This is a genomic window from Cupriavidus nantongensis, from assembly GCF_041726985.1.
GTDB classification, from domain to species: Bacteria; Pseudomonadota; Gammaproteobacteria; order Burkholderiales; family Burkholderiaceae; genus Cupriavidus; species Cupriavidus nantongensis_A.
Window position 1 is genome coordinate 2,252,404 of the sequence record NZ_CP168302.1, and the last position, 18,948, is coordinate 2,271,351.

The following is an 18,948-nucleotide window of genomic DNA, read 5'->3' on the forward strand; positions in this document are numbered from 1 at the left end:
CATTTTGCGGCGCAGCAAAGGTCGCTTTTATTTGATCGTGGTGCTGCGTCGGTTTTATATGTTGTCGTACAACAAGAGAGGAATGTGCGACGTAAACCTCCCGAATTTACCCGATCTGAGGGATTACCCGCAGCCCCAGAAGCGACGAAGTCGGTAAAATGTTGTCAGACAACGTAACACATGCTCGATTGGCTGTCCGGGCTGGAGAAGACATGGCAGTGACCCCTACAGCGGCCGCGCAGGCAGTGCGCCCCCTCTACATCACGATGCACGCGGACGACAGCGTCGCCATCGTGGCCAATGACGGTGGGCTGCCCGCAGGCACCATTTTCCCGTGCGGCCTGGTGCTGGCCGAAGCCGTCCCGCAAGGCCACAAGGTTGCGCTGGCCGACCTGCGCGAAGGCGACGCGGTGATCCGCTACAACGTCGTGATCGGCTACGCGCTCAAGGACCTGCCGCGCGGCAGCTGGGTCAACGAGCGCGTGATCCGCATGCCGGCCGCACCGGGGCTGGACAACCTGCCGGTCGGCACGCGCGTGACGCCGCTGCCGCCGCTGGACGGCTATACCTTCGAGGGCTATCGCAATGCCGACGGCTCGGTCGGCACGCGCAACATCCTGGGCATTACCACCACGGTGCAATGCGTCGAGGGCGTGGTCGAGTTCGCGGTGCGCCGCATCAAGGAAGAACTGCTGCCGAAGTACCCCAACGTCGACGACGTGGTTGGGCTTGAGCACACCTATGGCTGCGGCGTGGCCATCGACGCGCCCGATGCCGGCATCCCGATCCGCACCATCCGCAATATCGCGCTTAACCCCAACTTCGGCGGCGAGGTGATGATCGTCAGCCTGGGCTGCGAGAAGCTGCAGCCGGCGCGCCTGATCGGCGCCGGCACCATCCCGATCCAGAAGGCGGGCGAGCCCGATGTGGTGTGCCTGCAGGACGAGCAGCACGTAGGCTTTGCCTCGATGATCGAATCGATCATGACCACTGCGGACAAACATCTCGCGCGCCTGAATGCGCGCCGGCGCGAGACCTGCCCCGCGTCGGACCTGGTGGTGGGCGTCCAGTGCGGCGGCAGCGATGCGTTCTCCGGCGTTACCGCCAACCCGGCGGTGGGCTTTGCCACGGACCTGCTGGTGCGCGCCGGCGCCACGGTGATGTTCTCCGAGGTGACCGAGGTGCGCGACGGCATCGACCAGCTCACCGCACGCGCCGCCACGCGCGAGGTGGCAGAGGCGCTGGTGCGCCAGATGGCCTGGTATGACCGCTACCTGGAGCAGGGCCAGGTCGACCGCAGCGCCAACACCACGCCGGGCAACAAGAAGGGCGGCTTGTCCAATATCGTCGAAAAGGCGATGGGCTCGATCGTCAAGTCCGGCACCGGCCCGATCCACGGCGTCAGCGGCCCGGGAGAAAAGGTCACGCAGAAAGGCCTGATCTACGCCGCCACGCCCGCCGGCGACTTTGTCTGCGGCACGCTGCAACTCGCCGCCGGCATGAACCTGCACGTATTTACCACCGGGCGCGGCACGCCGTACGGGCTGGCAGAAGTGCCGGTGGTCAAGGTCTCCACTCGCAATGACCTGGCGCGGCGCTGGCACGACCTGATGGACGTCAACGCCGGCCGCATCGCCACCGGCGAAGCCACCATCGAGGAAGTGGGCTGGGAGCTGTTCCACACGCTGCTGGCCGTGGCCAGCGGCAAGAAGTCATGGGCGGAGCATTGGAAGATCCGCAATGCGCTGGTGTTGTTCAATCCGGCGCCGGTGACCTGAGGGGCGGGCTTATTGAGGCGATGCGTGGCCACGCAACGGCTTCAGCAAATACGCCAGCCCGTTGTGATCCAGTTCATGCATCAGCGCCAGCAGCGCGCCGATCTGTCCCGGCGGAAAGCCTTCGCGCGCAAACCAGTTCAGGTAGTTGCCCGGCAGGTCGGCGATCAGCGTGCCCTTGTGCTTGCCAAAGGGCATGGTCACGGTGACCAGGCGTTTCAGGGCGTCGGCATCGAAATCGGTCATGGAAGCAAGCCAGTCGGAAAGCGCCACGCTACCACAGTGGCGCTGGCAATAGCTGGGCTCACGAAGCGCGCGGGCGCGCACGGGCTGAGGCGGGGGTTGCCTCCGCCACGGCGGCGCGCACGCATTCGGCCAGCAATTCCGAGGCACGGGACCGCGTGGCGCGCGCCGCGCGGGCGATCACCAGCGGCTGGCACACGGTGTCTTCCCGTATCGGTTTCTCGACCACGGCGGTGATCTGCGACGATGCCGGCGCCTGCGTGATCAGCAGCGCCACCCCCAGGCCGTTGGCCACCATGCCGCGCGCCAGCTCCAGCGAGGTGGCACGGTAGCGCACCTCGGGCTGCAGCCCGTATTGCCAGAACGGCGCCATCAGGAATTCGCGGCTGTGCGGCAGGTCGATCAGGATCAGCGGTTCCTGCGCCAGGTCGTGCAGCGAGATGCTGCCACGGCGCCGGGCCAGCCGCGAGCCGGCGGGCACCAGGCCGTAGGGCCGCAGTTCGGCAAGCAATTCGCGCTCGAGGTCGTCGGGCATGCCGACGTCGTAGCTCAGCGCCAGCTCGATCTGCCCGCCATGCAGCCAGTCTTCCAGCTGGGCCAGGTCACCCTCGACAAAACGCACCGCCAGGTTCGGATAGCGCTCGCGCGCCAGGCGCAGCAGCACCGGCAGGTAGACCGGCGCGAGCGTGCGGAACACCCCGATCTGCACTTCGCCGGCCGCGCCGTCGCCGCTCTTGTCGACTTCGAACGCCGTCGCCGCGCCCAGGATGTGGCGGGCTTCGGCCAGCTTGCGCACGCCGAAGCGGGTCAGGGTCATGCGCGCGCCGGCGTCGCGGGCAAACAGGGCTTCCTCGAACAGCGTCTCCAGCTCGCGGATGGCGACGGAGATCGACGGCTGCGACACGTTCAGCAGCCGCGCCGCCGCCGTGGTGCTGCCGGTTTCCGCGGTCGCGGCGAAGTAGCGCAATAGCCGCAGCGAGATACGCGAGACAGGCATCAGGAAAACCTATAGGTGCTAGTCGAATTCCATATTTTACTTGATAGCTTGCGCTGCGCAGAATCGAGCCACTGAAACGCAAGCCCGTGCGCTTGCAAGCCATCGAGGAGCAAGCCTTGGACCATTCCGCCGATTCCAGCCAATCCGACCTGCCGCTGGCCGGCATCCGCGTGATCGATTTTTCCCGGGTGCTGGCAGGCCCCTATTGCACGGCGCTGCTGGGCGACCTGGGCGCCGAGGTGATCAAGGTCGAGCCGCCGGGCGGCGACGACTACCGTGCCGTCGGCCCCTTCGTCGACGGGAGGAGCGGGCTCTTTGCGGCGATGAACCGCAACAAGCAGAGCATCGTCATCGATCTGAAGACGGCGGCGGGGCTGGAGCTGGCCCGCGCGATGTGTGCGCGCGCCGACGTGGTGGTGGAGAACTTCCGCCCGGGCGTGGCCGACAAGCTCGGCATCGGTTATGAGGCGCTGCGGGCGCTGAATCCGTCGCTGGTCTATGCGAGCGTGTCGGGCTTCGGCCAGACCGGGCCGGAATCGCACCGGCCCGCCTACGACATCATCCTGCAGGCGATGTGCGGGCTGATGGACGCCACCGGCGCGCCCGACGGCGCGCCGACCATGCTCGGCGAGGCGGTCTCCGATGCGGTCAGCGGGCTCTTCGCCTCATGGGGCGTGCTGGCCGCGCTGCTGGCGCGCGAGAAGAACGGGCGCGGCACGCATGTTGATGTGTCGATGTTCGACGCCACGCTGAGCCTGAGCGCGACGCTGGTGGCGCGCTATGCCGCCACCGGGCGGGCGCCGCAACGGGTCGGCAACCGCCATCCGTCGTCCGCGCCGTTCGGCGTGTACCGCGCCGCGGACGGGTTCTACGTGGTGGCGGTGCTCAACAACAAGCTGTTCCACGCGCTGGCTCAGACCATCGGCTGTCCGGAGATGGCGCACGACCCGCGCTTTGCCGACGACGAATCGCGCTGCCGCTTCGAGCCCGCGCTGCGCGCCGGGCTGGAAGCGTGGTCGTCAGGCCTGACCGTCGCCGAGGTGAACCGCCTGCTGGGCGCGGCGGGCATCCCGGTAGCGCCGATCCGCAATGTCAGGCAGGCGCTGGAGAGCGAACATGCCGTCCATCGCGGCCTGCTGACCGAAGTGGCCGGGCCGGATGGAAGCACGCTGCGGCTGCCGTCGCAGCCGGTGAAGTTCTCGGGGTATGGCCCCAACCGTGTCACGTCAGCGCCTGAGTTGGGGCAGCACACCGCGGCCATCCTGGCCGCGCACGATTTCAGCAAGGAGACACAACATGCCTAATATGCTCAAGCGACTGGGCGTCGAGCCGGGCGACCTCGAAATCGCCGATGCCATCGGCCGCTTCGCGCAGGGCGAGCTGGCGCCGAAGGCAGCCGAAGTGGACCGCGCGGAAACATCCACCACGCGCTATGTGCCGCCACTGGCCGAACTTGGCCTGATGGGGATGAACCTGCCGGAACGCTGGGGCGGCACGGAGACTTCGCCGGTGGCCCTGATCCTGTCTTTGGTGGAGGTCGCCAAAGCCTGCGCATCGACTTCATCGATGCTCGGCGCGCATTACCTGGCCACCGATTCCATCCTGATCGGCGGCGATGACAGCCAGCGCGCGCGCTACCTGCCCGACGCGGCGGCCGGCACGCGGCTGGGCGCGTTCGCGCTGACCGAGCCGCGCGCCGGTTCCAACCCGGCCGACATGGCCACGCGCGCCACGCCGGAACGCGACGGCTACCGGCTGCGCGGGGTCAAGCACTTCATCTCCAACGCCGAGGCGGCGGACTTTATCGTGGTCTATGCCAAGACCGACCCGGCTGCGGGCACGCGCGGCATCAGCGCCTTCGTGGTCGACCGCCGCAGCGACGGCGTGCAGGTGGCGCCGGCGGAGAAGCTGATGGGCATCCACGGCGCGCCGGCCCATGAGGTGGCGCTCGACTGCTTCGTGCCCGCGGCCAACCGGCTCGGGCCGGAGGGCACGGGATTCCGCACCGCGATGAAGGTGCTCGACAACAGCCGGCTCGACGTCGCCGCCACCAGCCTTGGCATTGCCGAGGCGGCGCTGGCCTGCGCGGTGGACTGGGCCCGGCAGCGCCAGGTGGGCGGCGAGCCGCTGGCGCGCAAGCAGGGCCTGCAATGGATGTTCGCGGATATGCGCACGCGGCTGGAAGCGGCGTGGCTGCTGACGCTGCAGGCCGCGGCGCGGCGCCGGGACGGCGAGCCCTTTACCGAGCAGGCATCGATGGCCAAGCTCTATGCGTCGGAGATGGTGGGCTTTGTCACCGATGCCGCGCTGCAGATCCACGGCGGCTACGGCTTCACGCGCGACATGCCGCTGGAGCGGCTGGTGCGCGATGCGCGGATCCTGCGCATCTACGAGGGCTCGTCGGAAATCCAGCGGACGGTGATCGCGCGCGCGGTGCTGGGATAGGCGCCGCCGGACGGCCGGCGGCGCGGGTCAGGGCGTTTGCGGGGTGTCAGGCGTCGCCGGCGTTGCCGGTTCCTGTGCCTGAGCCTGTGCCTGTGCCTGTGTCTGTGCTTCGGCAGGCGCCTCGGCCGGCTCTGCCGCGGCCGCAGCGGCGGGTGCTGCAGCGGCTGCAGGCGCTGCAGCCTTGGCCTTCTGGCGCGCGGCGCCGGCGCGGCGCGCCTTTAGTTGCTGGGCACGCTTGGCATCCGCCAGCGTGACCACGCCGGCCTCGTTGCCGTCCAGGTCCAGCCGCTTGGCGCCTTCCACCATGCATGACCAGTAGCGCGCGCCGCTGCACCAGGTGCGGATCGCTTCGCGCAGCTCGGCTTCGTCCAGGCCGAGCTTTGCCGCATGCTGGGTCAGGTCTTCGAAGGTGCCGATCTTCAGCGGCACCTTGGGGGCCGGGTTCTTGGGGAAGGCCTTGGGAAAGTGCTTCTGCAGCCGGGCAATGGAATGCACCACCGGATCGACCTGCTTGCCCGGCGCCGCGGCGGGCGCCGCGCGGCGGCCCTTGGCGCCGGCGGGCGTGTCTGCCCCCGCGCCGGTACGCTCGCCGTCACGGGGGCGCTTCGGCGCGCCCTTGGATGCGCCCTTGGACGTGCCCTTCGATGCGTCGCCGGTGGCGCCGCCGGTCGCGCCTTGGCGCGGGCCCTTGCGCTCGCCCTTGCTGGATTCGGCGGCCGCCTTCTTGGCGAGTTGGTCCCTGAGTGCTGCCAGTTGTTCGAAGCCCATGATGTCTGCCGTTGTGTGAACCGGGATTGTATCAAGGCCGGGCGGCGGGCATACCCGGCGGCATGGGGGGCTTCCGCGGCGGGCGCAGCACACGGCGCCTACGGTCTGGCACGGCCCTGGGCCGCGAAGGTCCGCCACTCCCGGAACACGGCGTCCAGGCAGGCGGCCGTGTCGCAACGGTCACGCTTGTTCCGGAACGCGGCGATGTCTGCCTCGGTGATGGCGCCCGCCTTGAGCAGCCGTTGCTGGTCGGCGTAAATGCGCTGGTAACCCATGGAAAACAGCGCGGATTCGCAGACCAGCCGCTGCGCCTGGGTGGCGACGGCCGGTCTGGCCGACGGGTCGCAGTCGATATCGGTGGCGCGGGCGGTGGACAGGCAGAGCAGGCCGGCCGCGGCCAGGCAAAGGCGGGCGAGGGGAGAGAGGGAAAGGCGGCGGTTCATGGCGGGCTTGCAGGAGTCGCCGGGTCCGGCCCGGCGAGGTGCCCGCCATGTTACAGCGCAACCGGCCCCGCAGGCTCGCCGCGGGGCCGCCGGGATCACATCCTGCCCTTCCAGGGCACCAGCCACTTGGCCAGCTTGCGCATCAGCAGGTCGAACACATAGGCGATCAGCCCGATCAGCACGATGCCCATGATCACCACGTCGGTGCGCAGGAAGTTGGACGCGTTGAGCACCATCTGGCCCAGCCCGGCCGTGGCCGCCACCATCTCCGCGGCGACCAGCGTGGTCCAGCCGAAGCCGATGGCGATGCGCATGCCGGTCAGGATATCGGGCAGCGCGGCCGGGATCACCACGTGGCGCACCACCTGCCACGGGCTTGCGCCCATCGAATAGGCGGCGTTGATCTGCTCGATGGTGACCGAGCGCACCCCCGCCTGCGCCGACATCGCCAGCGGCGCGAAGCAGGCCAGGAAGATCAGCAGCACCTTCGAGGTCTCGTCGATGCCGAACCAGATCACGATCAGCGGCAGGTAGGCCAGCGGCGGCAGCGGGCGGTAGAACTCGATCGGCGGATCGAAGATGCCGCGGGCGATGCGCGACACGCCCATCATCACGCCGATCGGCACCGCGGTGGCCACCGCCAGCGCGAAGGCGCCGAAGACGCGCAGCATGCTGGCGGCGAAATGCTCGGTCAGCGGCTGGCCGCCTTGCAAGTTGCCCTGCCAGGCATCGATAAAGGCGGTGAAGATCGACTCGGGCGTGGGCAGGAACAGCGGCGGCAGCCAGCGCAGGTGGCTGGCCAGCCACCATAGCGCCAGCAGCAGCACCACGGTGATGGTGGAAATGCGCGAGCTGGACCCTTCGCCGGGCAGGCGGTAGCCCGACACGGTCTTCATGGGGCGGCTGGGCGCGGCCGCGGGCGCCGCGCCGGCATGCGGCGGCGGCTCGATGCGTTGGACGGTAGCGGACATCTGCGTCTCCTCAGGCGGTGGCATGGATCAGGTCGACGATCTCTTCGCGGTAGCGGATGAACTCCGGGTCGGACTTGACCGCGCGGGCGTCGCCGCATTCGATGAAGCGGCGCGCGAACGGCAGTTCATAGGTGTGCGCGATGCGCCCGGGCGAGGGCGTCATCACGATCAGGCGCGTGGCCAGGAACAGCGCCTCTTCCACGCTGTGCGTAATGAAGAAGACGATCTTCTGCTCGCGCGCCCACAGCTTCAGGATCAGCGCCTGGATCGACTCGCGCGTGAGCGCGTCGAGCGCGCCCAGCGGCTCGTCCATCAGCATCACCGCCGGATCGCAGGCGAGCGCGCGGGCAATCCCCACGCGCTGCTGCATGCCGCCCGAGAGCTGGTAGACCGGCTTGGCGGCGACGCTTTCCAGCCCGACCGCGGCCAGCTTTTCATGGGCGATGCGCAGCCGCTCGGCGCGGTTGATGCCGCGCAGGCGCAGGCCCAGCGCAACGTTGTCCTCGACGCTGAGCCACGGCATCAGCGCATGCTTCTGGAACACCACGCCGCGCTCGGCGCCGGGGCCGTGCACGGGCTTGCCGCTCAGCCGGATCTCGCCTTCCGACGGCTCCATGAAGCCTGCAATGCATGACAGCAGGGTGGTCTTGCCGCAGCCCGAGGCACCCAGCGCGACCACGAAATCGCCGCGCTCCATGGTGAGGTTGACCTGCGACAGTGCCAGCGTCTTCGCGCCGCCGGCCGTGCCGTAGTTGACACTGACATTATCGATTTCGAGTTGGTACATGATGGGCTTCCGCAACAGGATCTCCGGGACCGCCGCATGAAGGGGGAGCGGCGGCCAGCTTCAGCGACTGGGGTGCGCGCTCAGTGCAGCGCCCGTTTCGCCCATTCCGCGTTGACGCCCGGGCCATAGTCCGGCAGCACGGTCTGGATGGTGCCCTGCTCCTTGAGGAACTGCGCCGCCGACTGCAGCGCGCGCGCCGCGCCGCCGCCGAGCCAGCGCTCGGAGACCTGCTCCTGCAGCGTGGGGAAGCTGTACAGCGCCATGCTGGCGGGAACGGTCTCGGGCTTGGCGCCGGAGACCTTGGCCACGGCCTTCACCATGGGCGAATCCGCGGTCCACGACGCCTTGTTCTTGCGGTAGTTCTCGTCCGCCGCGGCCAGCACGCGCACCAGCTTGACCATGAATTCCGGGTTCTCGCGCGCGAACTTCTTGTTGGCGATCATCCCGTCGAAGGTCGCCTTGCCGGTGTCGGCGGCGATCTGTCCCGACGTGGTCAGCACCGTGCCCGACTGCTTGAGCTTGGCCAGCACCGGATCCCAGATAAAGGTGGCGTCGATATCGCCGCGCTCCCATGCCGCGGCCACCTCAGGCGGGCGCATATTGACGATGCGCACGTCCTTCGGACTGATCTTCGCGCGTTCCAGTGCGACCAGCGTGTGGTAGTGCGTGGTCGATACGAACGGCACGCCGATGCGCTTGCCCTTCAGGTCGGCAACGCTGGCGATCTTGCTGCCGTTGCGCGCGACCATGGCTTCGGCCGCGTTGATGTCGTCCAGGATCCAGAACAGCTCGACATCCAGTCCTTGCGACAGCGCCGAGGCGATCGGCGAGGTGCCGGCTTCGCCGATGGCAATCTGGCCCGAGGCCATGGCGCGGATCACATCGCCGCCGCCGCCGAACTGCCGGAACGAGACCGTGTAGCCGGTCTGCTTTTCCAGTTCCTTCATGTCCTGCGCGTAGCGCCAGGGCACGACCATGTCCTGGTAAGCAATCACTACATTCTTGCCTTGCGCGTGCACGGTCTGTGCGGCCGGCACCAGCGCCGCCGCCAGGGCGAAATACATCGCGATCTGCTTGATCCACCGCATGGTTGTGCTCCTCGGATGAGAAATGGGTTTGGGGGTCACGGCTTTATAGGTGAGCCCGATTCCCGGCCTATAGGACCAGTTGCCGGGATTCGGTAGGGCCAGAACCGGCCGCGCGCGCGCAGGCCGCGCCGGGCCGCGGGGAGCGGTGGCGCGGGGCTGCGTCAATCATGGAATTCCTGTACCGGCCGCGGCGGGGGCGAGAGTCTCGCCAGAGGCGCTCGGGCGCTCAGGCGCTCAGGGAGAACCCGGAGTCGAAGGTCTGCCGCACATCGAGCCGCTGCCTGAGCAGCCCGGATTTCAGGTAAAAGTCCGCGGTGCGCTGCTGCTCGGCGATCAGCGCCGCGTCGATGCTGCGCCACTGTGTGCGGCGCCGCTCGAACTGCAGCCGCGCCGCCTGCGGCGAGATGCCGATGATGCGGGCCAGCGTCGCCGAGAACTCCGGCACATGCTGGTAGGACCACTGCTGCGCACGCACCACGCGGTGCAGGAAGTCCTGCAGCACCGCGCGCTTGCTTGCCAGTGCGGCGTCGGTCGCGGCCAGGTAACTGAGGCCGGACCACAGCCCGCGGCCATTGACCAGCACGCGCGCGTGCTGGCTGGTCTCCGCCATCGCGGTATAGGGCTCCCACGTGGCCCAGGCATCGATCGAGCCGCTGCTCAGCGCCAGCTTGGCATCCGCGGGCGGCAGGAAGCGCAGGTTGGCATCGTCCGGCTTCATCCCGGCCGATTCCAGCGCCTTGAGCGCGATCAGGTGCCCGATCGAGCCGCGGTTGGTGCCAATGCTTTTGCCTTTCAGGTCGACTGCCTGCCGCAGCGGCGAGTCGGGCCGCACCAGCACCGCGGTACCGTAGGGGTCAGAGCGGTTTGCGCCGATCAGGCGGATGCGCGTGCCGGCGGCCAGCGCGAAGATGGCCGGCGCATCGCCGATCGGACCGCTGTCGACCGCGCCCGCGTTGAGCGCCTCGGCCAGCGGTGCCGCGGCCGGGAACTCGGTCCACTGGATGTCATAGGCCAGGCCCTCGAGCGCGTTGGCGGATTCGAGCAGCGCGCGCAGGCCGCCCTTCTGGTCGCCGGCCTTCAGCACCGGGCGGCCCTGTGCCTGCGCATCGCCGGGGGCGAAGGTGGTGAAGGTGAGGAGGGGGCCGGAGGCAAGCGCGGCCGTGGCGGCGGCGCCGCGGCGCAGGAACTGGCGTCGGGAAGCGGTCATGGCGTTCGGGTGTTCAGTATCGGAATCCCCGAACGTACGCGGGCCGCGCCCGCGCACCAACGAATAAATCCGCGCTTCGATATGCGTGGTACGCGGCGGGCAGGGGCCGCCGCGGATGCGCTCAGTCGGGTCCGGCGGACTCGGCGGGATCCCGTTGCGAACGGATGTCTTCAGGACTGAGCAGGATATAGCCGAGCGACTTGAGCAGCTGCACGGCCTCCAGCTCGGCGTCGAGATACACCGGCCGTTCCGGGCTGCGCGCGCGCTGCGCTGGCAGCGGCCACGGGGCACTGCCATGCGCGTCCCGTGGCGCCGACTCCTGCAGCCAGCGCGTGGTCAGGATGCGGCAGTGCTCCAGGTTGGGCTTCCACGACACGTCGACGGCCGCATTGAAGCGGCCGCTGCAAAGGCGCAGCCGCTTCAGCGCTTTCAGCCAGCCGACGAAGGCCTCGGGCTCGGCCGGCTGGTAGCCGCGCAGCAGGGTCGATAGATCGTCCTGCGCCGTGCCGCCGTCGAGCGCCGGCTCGTCGTCGAGCAAGGTAATCTCAAGCGCCACGTGCTTGCGGCCGTCGTGGTCGTAGATGGTGCATTCGCTGTCGACCACGCCTTCGCTCAGCAGCTCGCACAGCAGCGCCCACGCCCTGGGGTTCTTGTCGAGCCGGCTTTCCAGCGTGGGGTCGATGCGCGCGAGCAGTTCCGGCATGGTGCGCGCCTCGCCGGACTGGACCGCTGCCGCGAACGCCATCGCGTTGGCGGAAGGCTTGTCCCCGTGTGCAATCCGTTGCAGCGAGGCATCCTTGAGCTCGCCGATTTCCGCGGCGGTGTCCACCGCGTGCATCCACGCATAGTCTTCCAGGCTGGCGCACAGCTTGCGCGCGGCCCGCGCCAGCTGGCCGGCCAGCGACTGGACAAAACCGGTGCACAGCGCGCAGCGGCATTCGAGCCGGCCCGCATGCAGGAAGCCGGCATAGAGCCGCTCCTGGTGTCCGCAATGCGCGCATTCGAGCGTAAAGCCGCCCTGGCGCACCGGCCGCTGCGATGCCAGCAAGCCATCGACCTGATATTGCGCCCGGCCACCGCAGCAAGGGCACAGCCATTGCAGCTTGTGCGCGCCGTCGCGCGCGGCGACGGCGCGCTCGAACTGGCGCGCGATCGCGCTGCGCGGGATGCCCTGGGCGCGACCGACCACATCGGCGCAATAGCCCCAGTAGCAGTACGAGTGGGCCAGCGCAGCCTGGTCCGCGGACAGCTGCCGCAGTGCCGGCAGCACGGCCTGGCTGCGGCGGATCTCGGGGGCGAGGGTGTCGACCAGCTCCGGCCCGCCCGGCATCGCAGCCTCGAGCGCGGCGCGGCTTTGCTCAAGGAAATCGGGCACGTAGACCCGGCGGATGTAGTCCTCGTTCTCCAGCCAGAACAGGTGGCCCGGAAGCGCTTCCAGTGCCTCGATGCCGTCCCTGACTTCTGTCATGCCGGCGCAGGCGAGAAACGTGAACGGCTTACTGAACAGGAATTGGTCTGTCATGTTGTCGTCAACGGCGTATCGCGCCCACGAGCCTCACGTGCTCATGTGCGATCGACTCACCCCGTGACCAGGCCAAGACATTGCGCGGAAGGCCCCAGCCGGCAGCGCTTCCCCGCGTTTGGGGGACTTGCCCCTTCTTGTTATTCAGTTCATGCGAATGCTGCGCGGATTTTTATCCGTCGCCTTGGAAAGCATAGGCGACACGGCGGCTTCGATACAGGGGAATCGAGAAGCATTGCGCAATGCTCCGCGCTACGGATCCAGCGCTTGCAGTGATGATCTCGGCGCCCGGAAGCCGCTGGCGACACGGCCGCGCAAGTCGGCGTCGCCGGCACGCCGCCTATAGTGGCGCAGGTTGGGGCGGTGCCGCGGTGGCGGTCGCGGCGGGCTTCTTGCCGCCGCCGCTGTAGGAGAAGTACCTGGCCTTGGCACCCCTGGCCCAGTAGGCCACGGTGAAGTGCTTGCTGTCGCGCCCGTAGAGCAGTTCCAGGCTGCCATTGGCGGCGCTCCATTCGGCATAGCCGTTCTCGGCCCCGCCTTCGGTCTTGCGCACGGTGGCATAGTGCTCGTCCAGCTTCCTGCGCACCTCCTCCATGGCGGGGCGCTCGAAGGTCATGGTGACCAGCGCCACCGCGTCCTGCGCATCGCAGTTCAGTACCACGCGCGACAGGCCGGGCAGATGGAAGCGATCCAGGTGCTTCAGCTCGACCGTATCGCCCCCGGCCCATTCGGAGGTGCCGGTTCTGGCATGGTTCTGCGGCGGTGACAGGCGCGAGCATTTGGCTTTGCCAAGTTCGAGTCCCAGCGGTGCCGCAGTGTTGCCGGCAGGCTCAGGCTGGGCCGCGCTGCTTGCGGCGTGGACGGAAACGGAGGCCAGCAGTGCGGCGCAGAGCAGGGAGAACTGCTTCATGTTGAGGCGGGTAAGGGCTTTCACGTGATCGAATCAGGTTGGATGCGAGATTCTAAAGCTTCCTTGCCCGGATTTTCCTGCGCTTTCGCACGGTTTTCGCCTGAACGGGTGAGACCAGGCTATGACGCAGCCTGCGCCGGCATCCACCGACGCGTGCCGGCCCAGAACGCCAGCGCCAGCAGGCTGACGCCCGCGCCAAGCATGCACACACCGCGCCAGCCGGCGGCGTCATAGGTCGCCGTGGTGGCAAGCGCGCCCAGGCCGCTGCCGGTCGCGTAGAACAGCATGTAGGCACCGACCAGCCGGCTGTGCGCGGTGGCGTCCGCCCGGAAGATCATGCTCTGGTTGGTGACGTGGATGGCCTGCCCGCCCAGGTCGAGCAGCACGATGCCGAGCGCGAGCGGCCACAGCGAGCTGCCCAGCCATGACAGCGGCAACCAGGCGGCCACCAGCAGCACCAGCGCCGCGAACGTGGTGCGCTGGCCGAAGCCCTGGTCCGCCCAGCGTCCCGCGCGCGCGGCGGCCAGGGCACCGGCCGCGCCGACCAGCCCGAAGGCGCCGATGGCCGTGTGCGACAGCTGGTAGGGCGGGGCGCTCAGCGGCAGCACCAGCGCGCTCCAGAAGACATTGAACGCGGCGAACATCAGCAGCGCGATCATGCCGCGGATCTGCAGGACCCGGTCGCTGCGCAGCAGCGCGAACATCGACCACACCAGGCTGGCATAGCGCATCCGCTGCGCGGGGCCGGGCACTGCCGGCAGCGAGCGCCACAGCAGCAGGGCCAGCACCAGCATGATCACGGCGGCGCAGACATAGACGCTGCGCCATCCGGCCAGGTCGCTGACGCCGCCGGCCACCACACGCGCCAGCAGCAAGCCGGCAAACACGCCGCCCTGCGCGGTGCCGACCACGTGCCCGCGTTCCCGTGGCGCCGCTGCGGCGGCCGCATACGCGATCAGTCCCTGCGTCATGGCGGTGCCGAGCAGGCCGGTCAGCAGCATCCCCGCCAGCAGCATCGTCACCGATGGCGCCAGCGCCACCACGGCCAGCGCGCCGGCCAGCGCCAGCACCTGGGCCAGCATCAGGCGGCGGCGCGGCAGCAGGTCGCCGAGCGGCACCAGCAACAGCAGCGCCAGCGCGCAGCCGGCCTGGGTGGCGGTGACCACGCCGCCGATGGCGGCGGCGCCGATGTCGAAGTCCGCCATCAGCGCGTCCAGCAGCGGCTGCGCGTAATAGACGTTGGCCACGCTCAGCCCGCTGGCGCCGGCGAACAGCAGCACCGCGGCGCGCGGCAGCGTTGCGGGCAAGGCCGCGGGGCGAGGTGTGGGCGATGCCGGGTCCGGCGCGCGCGAGCAGGTTTCCATATCGCTTCCATGGTAGTTGCAAATCAAAACCAGTTGAAGCCTAAGCCGGCTAGTTTTAAAATGCAACTACTTTGACAGCGGGCGATGCGCCCAAGGCAAGCCAGACATGGTCACCCGCAAGGACCCGAGCGAAGACACCTGCCCCGTGGCGCGCGCGCTGGCGCTGGTCGGCGACCGCTGGTCGCTGATGATCGTGCGCGATGCCTTCGACGGCATGCACCGCTTCAGCGACTTCCAGCGCAGCCTGTCGGTGGCACGCAATATCCTGGCCGATCGCCTGCGCCGGCTGGTGGAAGCCGGCATCCTGGCGACGCGGCCGGCCTCGGACGGCAGTGCCTACCAGGAATACGTGCTGACGGAAATGGGGGAGAGCCTGTTCCCCATCGTGGTGGCGTTGCGCCAGTGGGGAGAGCACCACCTGTTCGCGCGCGGCGAGCGCCGCTCGCAACTGGTGGAAAAGCGCACCGGCAAGCCGGTGCCGCCGATGATGCCGCGCGCCGGCGACGGCAAGGTGCTGTCGCACGGCCAGGCGGAGGTGCGCAAGCCGCGGTAGTGGGGCAATGACGTGCAGTTAAGCTATCAACCACTACTGTCATTCCCGCGAAGGCGGGAACGACGGTGGTTAACTGAACGGAACTACCGGTAGCGAAGATCTTGCGCCCTCGCGTTCAACTGCCCCGATACGTGCCGAAGCTCCACGGCGAACACAGCAGCGGCACATGGTAGTGCTGCGCGGCATCCGCGATGGTGAAGCGCACCGGCACGATGTCGGCGAACACGTCTGGGGTGCGGAAATAATCCGCCACCCAGAAGCGCAGCTCGAACTCGCCGGTGCGCGCCTGCGCCGGCGGCAGCATCGGCGCAGCGGTGCGGCCGTCGTGGTTGGTGCGGGTGCGCGCGAGCAGCCGGGGCGGCTGCACCGCGACGTCGAACAGCTCGACCTGCATGCCGGCCACCGGGCGGCCCAGCGATACGTCGAGCACGTGCGTGCTGATACCTGCCATGATGCGATCTCTCCGGGTTGGGCCGCGCGCTCAGCTGCCGCGGTAGTAGTTGTAGCTCCACGGCCCGAACAGCACGGGCAGATGGATGCGCTGGCCAGCGTCGGTGACGCGCACGCGCAGCGGGATCTTCGACAGGAACGACGGTTGCGGCAGGCTCGCCTTGCGCGCGGCGAAGTACTCGTCGGCGTGCAGGATCAGCTCGTAGGTGCCGGTGCGGTAGCTGTCGCCGATCAGCAGCGGCGGCTCACTGCGGCCGTTGGCGGCCAGGGTGACGGTCTGCAGCGGCACGCGCTGGCCATTGTCGATGCGGAACATCTCCACGCGCATGCCGGCCGCCGGGGTGCCGTGGTAGGTGTCCAGCGCATGCAGCGTCAGGCGCGGGCTCACGCCGCCTTGCTGCACCGGCGCGGCGGTCTGGTTGGGCGCGGATGCGTCCGGCGTGGCGCCCCAACTGGCGCCGGCCAGCAGCGCGCCGCCGCCCAGCGTCATCGATTGCAGCGCGAAGCGCCGGCGCGCGGGATCGAAGCTGTGGTTGTCCATCTCAGGCTCCTTGATGTGCGGTCTTGCCGCGCAGCTGGCGGATGCCCACCAGCACCAGCACCGCGGCCAGCACTTCGATCACCGCCACCAGGTACAGGCCGGAAGTGAGCTTGCCGGTGGTGTTCTTGACCAGGCCCATCACATACGGGGCGCCGAAGCCCGCCAGGTTGGCCACCGAGTTGATCAGCGCCACGCCCACCGCGGCGGCGCTGCCGGCCAGGTAGCGGTTGGGCAGCTGCCAGAACACCGGGATCGCGCTCATGGTGCCGACCAGCGCTGCGGTCATCGCCAGCAGCGCGATCACCGGCGACAGCACCTGCGCGCCCAGCAGCACCGCCAGCACGGCCATGGCACCGCCGCCTACCAGCGCCGCGCCGCTGAAGTGCCAGCGCACTTCGTTGCGGCGGTCGGAATGCGCGCCGTTGAGGATCATGCCGGCGGCGCCGCACAGATAGGCGACCGCGGCGATCCAGCCCACCGCCATCGGCGTGGTGAAGCCCACGTCCTTGATGATGGTCGGGATCCAGAAGGTCAGCGTCGAGTTGGCACACAGCAGGCAGAAGAAGATCGCGATCAGCAGCCAGACCTTGGGGTTGGTGAAGAGCGTGCGCCAGTCGTGGCCGCGCTCGCCCATCGCAGCGTGGTCGCGCTTGAGCGCGTCCTGCACCACGCGCTTCTCGGCGTCGGACAGCCAGCGCGCCTGCTCGGGCTTGTCGGTCATGTAGAACCAGGCAAAGATGCCGGCCAGCACCGACGGGATGCCCTCCAGGATGAACAACCACTGCCAGCCGTGCATGCCGTTGACGCCGGCCATGCCGGTCATGATCCAGCCGGCCAGCGGGCCGCCCAGCACGCCGGCAATGGCCGACGCCGACATGAAGGTGCCGAAGGCGCGCGCGCGCCGCTGCGACGGGTACCAGTAGGTCAGGTACAGGATCACGCCGGGGTAGAAGCCGGCCTCGAACGCGCCCAGCAGGAAGCGCAGGATGTAGAACTGCGTGGGCGTGGTGACGTAGCTCTGCAGCATGCAGATCACGCCCCAGCAGATGGTGATGCGCATGATCGTCTTCTTGGCGCCGATCTTCTGCAGCAACATGTTGGACGGCACTTCAAAGAAGAAGTAGCCCAGGAAGAAGATGCCGGCGCCCAGCCCGTACACGGCTTCGCTGAAGCGCAGCGCGTCCAGCATCTGCAGCTTGGCGAAGCCGATGTTGACGCGGTCCAGCCACGCCAGCACCCACAGCACCCCGAGGAAGGGCAGCAGGCGCCAGGTTACCTTGCGGTAGACGCTGTCCTCGGCGTCTTCGGCGGTGCCGGCGAAGACCGGTACGCCTTGTTTCGTGATCGACATGATGTCTCCTGTCTTGTGGTGTTCTGCCAGGCCGGGCCTGGTGGCGGTGGATGCGGTCCGCCGGGTTGGGAGCAAGTATATGAATGGCCCGCCGATGCGAAACGAGGGGGCTGGTATAGGCCCCATAGCAGCGTCGATATGGGCCGCTATCCCTTGCCTGGCGTGGGTTTGCGGGCATCCTCGGCAGCCGCCTGCGGACCTATGGATTACCCTGATCGGCCCGCTGCGGGGATGCCGCGCGCGCGGCGCGGCGGCGCCTGTCCGGGTTCCACCGGTTGCCGTGCGGTGCGCGACACGCTACAAAGTCGCCATGGCCTGGCATACCGGCACCCGCCGCGAGCGGCGGCAGCCGCACCCGCCATGCTTCCTTTATGACCCCTGCCACGGACCCACCATGATTCGCGCCGACGACCCGTTCGACACCTACCTGCTGCGCGTGCTGTGCATCCTGATCGCCGAGCAGAGCGTGTCGCGCACGGCGATCCGCCTGAACCAGTCGCAGCCGGCCATCAGCGCCGCGCTCAAGCGCCTGCGCGCGATCTTCAATGACCCGCTGCTGACGCGCGAGAAAAACGTGATGGTGCCGACCGAGCGCGCGCTGCAGCTGGCGCGTAACGCGCAGGCCGCGCTCAGCGCGCTCGACAACCTGCTGGTCTCGGACGACCGCTTCGACCCGGCCACCACCGAGCAGAGTTTCGTGGTGGCGATGCCGGACTACCTGGCGCCGCCGTTCTTTGCGCATGTGGTGCGCGCCGTGCGCCGCGCCGCGCCGCATGCGCGGCTGTCGGCGCTGCCGCTGGGGACCAGCTTCGACTATGAGCAGGCGCTGTCGGCGGGCGCGGTCGATATCGTGATCGGCAACTGGCCCAATCCGCCCGAGCACCTGCACCTGTCGGTGCTGCTGGAGGACGAGGTGGTGTGCGTGGTGGCGCAGGACAGCGTGCACGCGCAGCCTGGCAAGTTCACGGCGCAGGCCTACCTGGGTGCATCGCATATCGTGCCGACGCCGTATTCGCGCGACCAGCGCGGGCTGGTGGATGCGGGCCTGAGCACCATGCGCGTGCACCGCGACAACCGGGTCAGCTGTCCTTACTTCAACCTCGCGCCCAGCCTGATCCCGGGCACCGACCTGATCCTGACCACCGCGCGCCACTTCGCCAACTACCACGCGCAGCATGTGCCGCTGGCGGTGCTGGAGCCGCCGATCGAGTTCCCCTTCATGCGCTTCTACCAGCTGTGGCACCCGTCGCGCCACCGCTCGGCCGCCCATGTCTGGCTGCGCGGCATGCTGAGCACGGCCTCGCAGGAACTGCGCGACCTGCGCGACATGCACCGTTAGAGGCGTAATGCGGTTTAGTTAAATCCACTGTCGTTCCCGCGCAGGCGGGAACCCAGCGACTTTAAACGACGCTGGATTCCCGCCTGCGCGGGAATGACAGTAGTGTTTGATGCCATAACTAAATCGCATTGCCGCTAGCGGTCGCGGTGGCGCCGGCATGGTATCGGTTTCTGTTATGCGATCTATAGGGCGCG

Annotated in this window: 19 protein-coding genes; 5 read left to right on the forward strand and 14 right to left on the reverse strand. The window is 68.6% G+C overall.

The genetic code is table 11. From position 1 onward, the window contains the following. Positions 1-212 precede the first annotated feature (212 nt). On the forward strand, positions 213-1,778 hold the full coding sequence (garD, locus tag ACEI37_RS09875) for a galactarate dehydratase (RefSeq protein WP_373376540.1): 1,566 nt from the start codon (positions 213-215) through the stop codon (positions 1,776-1,778). A 9-nt stretch (positions 1,779-1,787) separates the two neighbouring features. On the opposite strand, the gene ACEI37_RS09880 is transcribed toward garD, so the two are convergent. Then, complete coding sequence (locus ACEI37_RS09880) at positions 1,788-2,021, reverse strand: DUF3820 family protein (protein ID WP_112775044.1); 234 nt, start codon at positions 2,019-2,021, stop codon at positions 1,788-1,790. Positions 2,022-2,079: 58 nt separating this feature from the next. Continuing rightward, positions 2,080-3,015 (reverse strand): LysR family transcriptional regulator, encoded by a 936-nt coding sequence (locus tag ACEI37_RS09885; protein WP_373376541.1) that lies wholly within the window; start codon positions 3,013-3,015, stop codon positions 2,080-2,082. A gap of 116 nt (positions 3,016-3,131) precedes the next feature. Between ACEI37_RS09885 and ACEI37_RS09890 the strand changes: the two genes are divergently transcribed. Further along, positions 3,132-4,319: a CaiB/BaiF CoA transferase family protein gene (locus tag ACEI37_RS09890; RefSeq protein WP_373376542.1), complete on the forward strand. Its 1,188-nt coding sequence runs from the start codon at positions 3,132-3,134 to the stop codon at positions 4,317-4,319. Between the two features lies 1 nt (position 4,320). Further along, positions 4,321-5,460: an acyl-CoA dehydrogenase family protein gene (locus ACEI37_RS09895; RefSeq protein ID WP_373377749.1), complete on the forward strand. Its 1,140-nt coding sequence runs from the start codon at positions 4,321-4,323 to the stop codon at positions 5,458-5,460. Positions 5,461-5,487: 27 nt separating this feature from the next. On the opposite strand, the gene ACEI37_RS09900 is transcribed toward ACEI37_RS09895, so the two are convergent. From ACEI37_RS09900 to ACEI37_RS09940, 9 genes are all read right to left on the reverse strand, one after another. Further along, positions 5,488-6,228, reverse strand: coding sequence for a ProQ/FinO family protein (locus tag ACEI37_RS09900; protein ID WP_373376543.1), 741 nt, complete (start codon positions 6,226-6,228; stop codon positions 5,488-5,490). 98 nt (positions 6,229-6,326) lie between these two features. Further along, entirely contained in the window at positions 6,327-6,671 is a 345-nt protein-coding gene (locus ACEI37_RS09905) for a hypothetical protein (protein WP_373376544.1), read from the reverse strand. A 95-nt stretch (positions 6,672-6,766) separates the two neighbouring features. Next, positions 6,767-7,642, reverse strand: a complete 876-nt coding sequence (locus tag ACEI37_RS09910; protein ID WP_373376545.1) for an ABC transporter permease subunit — start codon at positions 7,640-7,642, stop codon at positions 6,767-6,769. Positions 7,643-7,652: 10 nt separating this feature from the next. Continuing rightward, positions 7,653-8,429, reverse strand: coding sequence for a taurine ABC transporter ATP-binding protein (locus ACEI37_RS09915; protein WP_373376546.1), 777 nt, complete (start codon positions 8,427-8,429; stop codon positions 7,653-7,655). Positions 8,430-8,509: 80 nt separating this feature from the next. Continuing rightward, positions 8,510-9,517 (reverse strand): taurine ABC transporter substrate-binding protein, encoded by a 1,008-nt coding sequence (gene tauA, locus ACEI37_RS09920; RefSeq protein WP_373376547.1) that lies wholly within the window; start codon positions 9,515-9,517, stop codon positions 8,510-8,512. Between the two features lie 226 nt (positions 9,518-9,743). After that, entirely contained in the window at positions 9,744-10,724 is a 981-nt protein-coding gene (locus ACEI37_RS09925; protein ID WP_373376548.1) for an ABC transporter substrate-binding protein, read from the reverse strand. A 121-nt stretch (positions 10,725-10,845) separates the two neighbouring features. Then, positions 10,846-12,246: a hypothetical protein gene (locus ACEI37_RS09930; protein ID WP_373376549.1), complete on the reverse strand. Its 1,401-nt coding sequence runs from the start codon at positions 12,244-12,246 to the stop codon at positions 10,846-10,848. Between the two features lie 340 nt (positions 12,247-12,586). Continuing rightward, complete coding sequence (locus ACEI37_RS09935) at positions 12,587-13,156, reverse strand: hypothetical protein (protein ID WP_373376550.1); 570 nt, start codon at positions 13,154-13,156, stop codon at positions 12,587-12,589. 119 nt (positions 13,157-13,275) lie between these two features. Further along, on the reverse strand, positions 13,276-14,520 hold the full coding sequence (locus ACEI37_RS09940; protein ID WP_373376551.1) for an MFS transporter: 1,245 nt from the start codon (positions 14,518-14,520) through the stop codon (positions 13,276-13,278). Positions 14,521-14,626: 106 nt separating this feature from the next. On the opposite strand from ACEI37_RS09940, the gene ACEI37_RS09945 reads away from it, so the two are divergent. Further along, on the forward strand, positions 14,627-15,073 hold the full coding sequence (locus ACEI37_RS09945) for a winged helix-turn-helix transcriptional regulator (protein WP_373376552.1): 447 nt from the start codon (positions 14,627-14,629) through the stop codon (positions 15,071-15,073). A 115-nt stretch (positions 15,074-15,188) separates the two neighbouring features. Here ACEI37_RS09945 and uraH read toward each other — a convergent pair whose 3' ends face one another. The 3 genes from uraH to ACEI37_RS09960 are packed head-to-tail and all read right to left on the reverse strand — an operon-like array spanning position 15,189 to position 17,415. Further along, entirely contained in the window at positions 15,189-15,524 is a 336-nt protein-coding gene (uraH, locus tag ACEI37_RS09950; RefSeq protein ID WP_373376553.1) for a hydroxyisourate hydrolase, read from the reverse strand. A gap of 30 nt (positions 15,525-15,554) precedes the next feature. Beyond that, positions 15,555-16,064, reverse strand: coding sequence for a hydroxyisourate hydrolase (locus tag ACEI37_RS09955; protein WP_373376554.1), 510 nt, complete (start codon positions 16,062-16,064; stop codon positions 15,555-15,557). Between the two features lies 1 nt (position 16,065). Beyond that, positions 16,066-17,415, reverse strand: coding sequence for an MFS transporter (locus ACEI37_RS09960; RefSeq protein ID WP_373376555.1), 1,350 nt, complete (start codon positions 17,413-17,415; stop codon positions 16,066-16,068). A gap of 394 nt (positions 17,416-17,809) precedes the next feature. Between ACEI37_RS09960 and ACEI37_RS09965 the strand changes: the two genes are divergently transcribed. Continuing rightward, the gene (locus ACEI37_RS09965; RefSeq protein WP_373376556.1) at positions 17,810-18,754 is read left to right on the forward strand and encodes a LysR family transcriptional regulator; all 945 of its coding nucleotides are present in this window, start codon (positions 17,810-17,812) and stop codon (positions 18,752-18,754) included. Positions 18,755-18,948 lie beyond the last annotated feature (194 nt).